This is a genomic window from Halobacterium sp. CBA1126 (assembly GCF_009741975.1).
Taxonomy (GTDB): Archaea; Halobacteriota; Halobacteria; order Halobacteriales; family Halobacteriaceae; genus Halobacterium.
The window spans coordinates 1-3,635 of sequence record NZ_WPCF01000166.1 but is presented as its reverse complement, the minus strand read 5'-3'; the positions used below and the strand labels follow the sequence as shown (position 1 = coordinate 3,635).

The window sequence follows — 3,635 nt, the reverse complement described above, 5'->3', positions numbered from 1 at the left end:
CGCGGACGAACTCCGCGTCGGCCAGCACCGACTCGGCGTCGGGCTCGGTCGCCGCTGTACTGCGTCCCGTCGTCGCCATCTATTCGAGCAGTTCTTTCGCGTGCTCGTAGGAGTACGTGAAGTCCTCGTCGAGCTCGTCGCCGCGGTAGTAGTCCGCGAGGCGGCGAATCTTGGACTCCGTGTTCTGGAGCGCGCGCTTGTTCTGGTGGTCCTGTCCGTTCTCCTGAACGTGCTCGCGCAGCCGCACGGCCTGCTCGAGGAGGTTGCGGAAGTCCTCGGGCAGGTCCGGTTCGGCGTCGTTCTCCTCGAGGATCTCGGTGACCTTCTTCCCGGTCGCCAGCTTCACGTCCGGAATCGGCGTGCCCTGCACGCCCTCGTCGCGGAGCTTCAGGCCGATCTGCGAGGGGTCGTGCCCCTGCTCGGCGAGCTCCACCACGCGGTCCTCGATTGCGTCCTCGTCTACGTCGCTCCACTCCGGTGGTTCGTCTGCCGCCGGGCGGTCCGAGCCGGACGACCCGCGGCGGCGCGTGTGCATTCGTGCCATTGTTCGGATTGGAACTACACGAAACGCTGACGGCACCCGGCGGTGCCGGACACTACCGCAGTCCCAAGCCGCGCCAGCGGACGCGAGCGGCGTCCGAACCCGCGCGGCACAAGTCGGATCTACGGCCGTGTGGTTCCCTACAGGCGAGAACGCCCTCCGGCACGTAAAGGGTTTCCATCTCCGCTCGCCGCCTCCCCGCGAATCGCGGGGTTTATCAACGACCACCGGGAACTTGGTGATGCGTTCGCGGGCTCGTAGATCAGTGGTAGATCATCCCCCTGGCACGGGGAAGGCCTCGGGTTCAAATCCCGACGAGTCCACTTCCTTCGCTCACTTCGTTCGCTCAGTCAGTGGACTCGTCGTACCTCGCGAAACCTTCGGTTTCGCTCAGTCCCGACGAGTCCACACGTGTTTGTGTCATGGGGCTATGCGTGTGTTAGTCAAGTTGGCGTGTAGGCGGTGGAGGTCGTGCCAAATCTATCCACGCAAAGGACCGGAGCTTCGATTCTCGGTTAGGGATGTTGCTAAGGCCGTAGATCCAAAACACGCCTCACAACTCAGCATCTGAACCCGCAACCGAACCTGAGAAGATATTGAGTCGACTACGTCTCTTCGCCATGAATTCCCAAACGAATCGCCCACCGTATATTAAATAGAAGACCGGGTTCAGAGATATTTAACATCTCCTCATCCTCATCCCAATCAACGAGTGAAGTATCAGGCCGCTCATCTTCGGTTAAATCTCGCATTTTCTCACAAAACATCGCAATTTGATTTATTTTCGGGTGCTTTCCAGAGCAAATATCCTTCACTCGGTTGTACAGTTCCCGGTGGCTAAAGGCAAACTTGGGTGGATTATCCGCAATAGCTCGTAAGCAGCATTCATAGTAGTCTCCCTCTCCACCCGTCTGAAGTACATACTGTACCCGGTCTTCCCCCCGAGTGACGGCTCCTTGGTAAATCCGTTCAACGACATCTGAATACCCGCCCCACTGGATTGCCTCTCTAAACACGTCCCGCTTATCTTGCTCAGTAATCTGTATCTCTTCCATTTCATCTCGTGGCTCAACAATATCGTTCTGAATGCAGGCACTGTAACAGAGAAGTTGCATCAGCAACGGTGAACCGGCCGCTTCTTGAACGAGTCGGTCAATAAACGAATCAGGGAAATTTACTTGGAGAACGCTGAATCCGGTTTCTGCAATCTTCCGCAAATCATCGTCATCCCAGTAGTCCAGTTCGATGCTTCGGACTCTTCCCGTGAGATCGTCATTAACTTTCTCCAAATTCTCGCTCCGGTATCCTACTAGCGCTGCACAAACGGAAATACCCTTTCTGCAGCTCCCTTAATCGCTTCAGCAATATCCGGCTGGATAGATTGGTCAATATAGTGGAAATCATCAATTAAGAGAATGAAATTGTCCGTATCTACTACCTCAATCAATCTGCTAAGACCTCTCCTTTGATCGATTGAAACATCCGTGTTCTCTTGTCCCTCTAAAGAATGAGAGTCAGCGCCTGCAGAAAATCCGACATCAACGCCACCCTTGACAGTTCTTCCACTTTCCTCTCTTTCAGTAGAATGTTCTTCAGTAGCAGACGGGGCCCCAATATTATTCAGGGCCTCCTCCCAAAGATCGTCTACACTTTCAATATTTGAGCCAGTTACTTCCGCAATTTGTGTGATGTGACTTTGTTTTGCAACCCTCTTGACCAGCATCGATTTACCGGATTTGGAGGGGCCAGAAATGGAAACAATAGCGCCACGCATCCGTAATGCGTTCTCTAAACTCGTCTCCAAATCGCCAGTCTCTCGTTCTACGTAGGTGTATTCAGGATAGCTGTTGTGTGCGAAGACCTCGCTTACTCGCATATCCAGAAGTGTCTGAGGGGGATAATTAATCTAATCCTCCACCTTCTCGGAGTTGTACGTCAAGAGAATCCATTTCCGAATTACACGAGTACGCGAAAGTCGTTCTCGCCAACACCCCCAGAGTTGTTCGAACCCCATCACTTATCTGGATGTCAGAGTACCTACGACTCGTGGTGAGGGGGACCATGTATGTCGCTGACTGACGCACACCGACCGACGAACAGCCGCGAGCGGTACAGCCTCATGGCCGACGCGACGTCCCGACCGTTCGCGGTCGGCGCAATCGCTGTCCCGCTGGTGCTCCCGGTGCTGGGCTACCTCTCGGGGGACCCGCGAGTCATGTTCACCGTCCACCTCTTCCTCGGGGCGTTCTGGTTCGGGACCGCGGTGCTCGGCGCGGTCGTGCTCGGCCCGGTGATGGGGAGCCTCTCCGCGGACGCGAACGCGGAGTTCGCCGCGGGGTTCGTCCCGCGGATGAACCTCCTGATGGAGCCGGTGTCGCTCGGCGTCGTCGGCTCCGGCGTCGGCCTCGCGCACCTGATGGGGCTGTTCGCCGCGCCGACGCCGTCGCTGTGGGCGGCGCTCGTGCTCGCCGCCGCGCTGCTCGCGCTCGGGTTCGGACCGCTGCACACGTTCACCGCGGGGATGTTCGACGAGATCGCCGCCGACGACACCGACCACGACCGCCTCGCCGAACTGAACAAGAAGTACGGGATGCTGAGCCTCGTCGAGCTCGCGCTCATGGTCGCCATCGTCGCCTCGATGGCGGGCCTCCGCTGGGGGTTCTGAGCGCGTGCCGGCCGCCCGGCGCCCGCGGGCCCGCCGCGGTGTCGGCAGACGTTTCACACTGAAGCCCCGTCGTCCGCTCGTCACTACGGATGCCCGGACGCGCGCCCACCGACCGGAAGCGAGCCGGCCTCGGCGTCCTGTTCGCGGCCTCCGGCATCTGGTTCCTCGCGAAGTTCCTGCGGTACGCGTTCCCGCCGCTGTTCCCCGAGCTCCGCGCGCTCTACGGCGTCTCGAACGGCGTGCTCGGCGCGGCGTTCACGGCGATGCTGCTCGTGTACGCGCTGCTGCAGTTCCCGGCGGGCGTGGTCGCGGACCGCCTCGGCCCGGCGCGCGTCGTCGCCGCGGGCGTCGCCGTGACGGGCGCGGCGGCGCTCCTGCTCTCGGTGCCCGTCCCGCTCTCCGTACTGGTCGCCGGGATGGTGCTCGTCG

5 protein-coding genes and 1 tRNA gene are annotated in these 3,635 nt (G+C 59.4%); 3 read left to right on the top strand and 3 right to left on the bottom strand.

What is annotated here, in order from left to right; genetic code table 11:
• Positions 1 to 79: 79 nt before the first annotated feature.
• Entirely contained in the window at positions 80 to 544 is a 465-nt protein-coding gene (locus GJ634_RS14625) for a 30S ribosomal protein S15 (protein WP_157503579.1), read from the bottom strand.
• A 248-nt stretch (positions 545 to 792) separates the two neighbouring features.
• Here GJ634_RS14625 and GJ634_RS14620 point away from each other — a divergent pair.
• A tRNA-Ala gene (locus GJ634_RS14620) sits at positions 793 to 864 on the top strand.
• Between the two features lie 282 nt (positions 865 to 1,146).
• Here GJ634_RS14620 and GJ634_RS14615 read toward each other — a convergent pair.
• Positions 1,147 to 1,758, bottom strand: coding sequence for a hypothetical protein (locus GJ634_RS14615; RefSeq protein WP_197425550.1), 612 nt, complete (start codon positions 1,756 to 1,758; stop codon positions 1,147 to 1,149).
• Between the two features lie 92 nt (positions 1,759 to 1,850).
• Entirely contained in the window at positions 1,851 to 2,417 is a 567-nt protein-coding gene (locus tag GJ634_RS14610) for an ATP-binding protein (RefSeq protein ID WP_157503577.1), read from the bottom strand.
• A 189-nt stretch (positions 2,418 to 2,606) separates the two neighbouring features.
• Here GJ634_RS14610 and GJ634_RS14605 point away from each other — a divergent pair, with 189 nt between their 5' ends.
• Positions 2,607 to 3,206 (top strand): hypothetical protein, encoded by a 600-nt coding sequence (locus tag GJ634_RS14605; protein ID WP_157503576.1) that lies wholly within the window; start codon positions 2,607 to 2,609, stop codon positions 3,204 to 3,206.
• An 89-nt stretch (positions 3,207 to 3,295) separates the two neighbouring features.
• On the top strand, positions 3,296 to 3,635 hold a 340-nt coding region (locus GJ634_RS14600), incomplete at its 3' end, for an MFS transporter (RefSeq protein ID WP_157503575.1).

Excerpts from the sequence above, each read along its gene's own strand:
- GJ634_RS14625 (WP_157503579.1), bottom strand. The coding sequence starts at position 544 with ATGGCACGAATGCACACGCGCCGCCGCGGGTCGTCCGGCTCGGACCGC.
- GJ634_RS14610 (WP_157503577.1), bottom strand. The coding sequence starts at position 2,417 with ATGCGAGTAAGCGAGGTCTTCGCACACAACAGCTATCCTGAATACACC.
- GJ634_RS14605 (WP_157503576.1), top strand. The coding sequence starts at position 2,607 with ATGTCGCTGACTGACGCACACCGACCGACGAACAGCCGCGAGCGGTAC.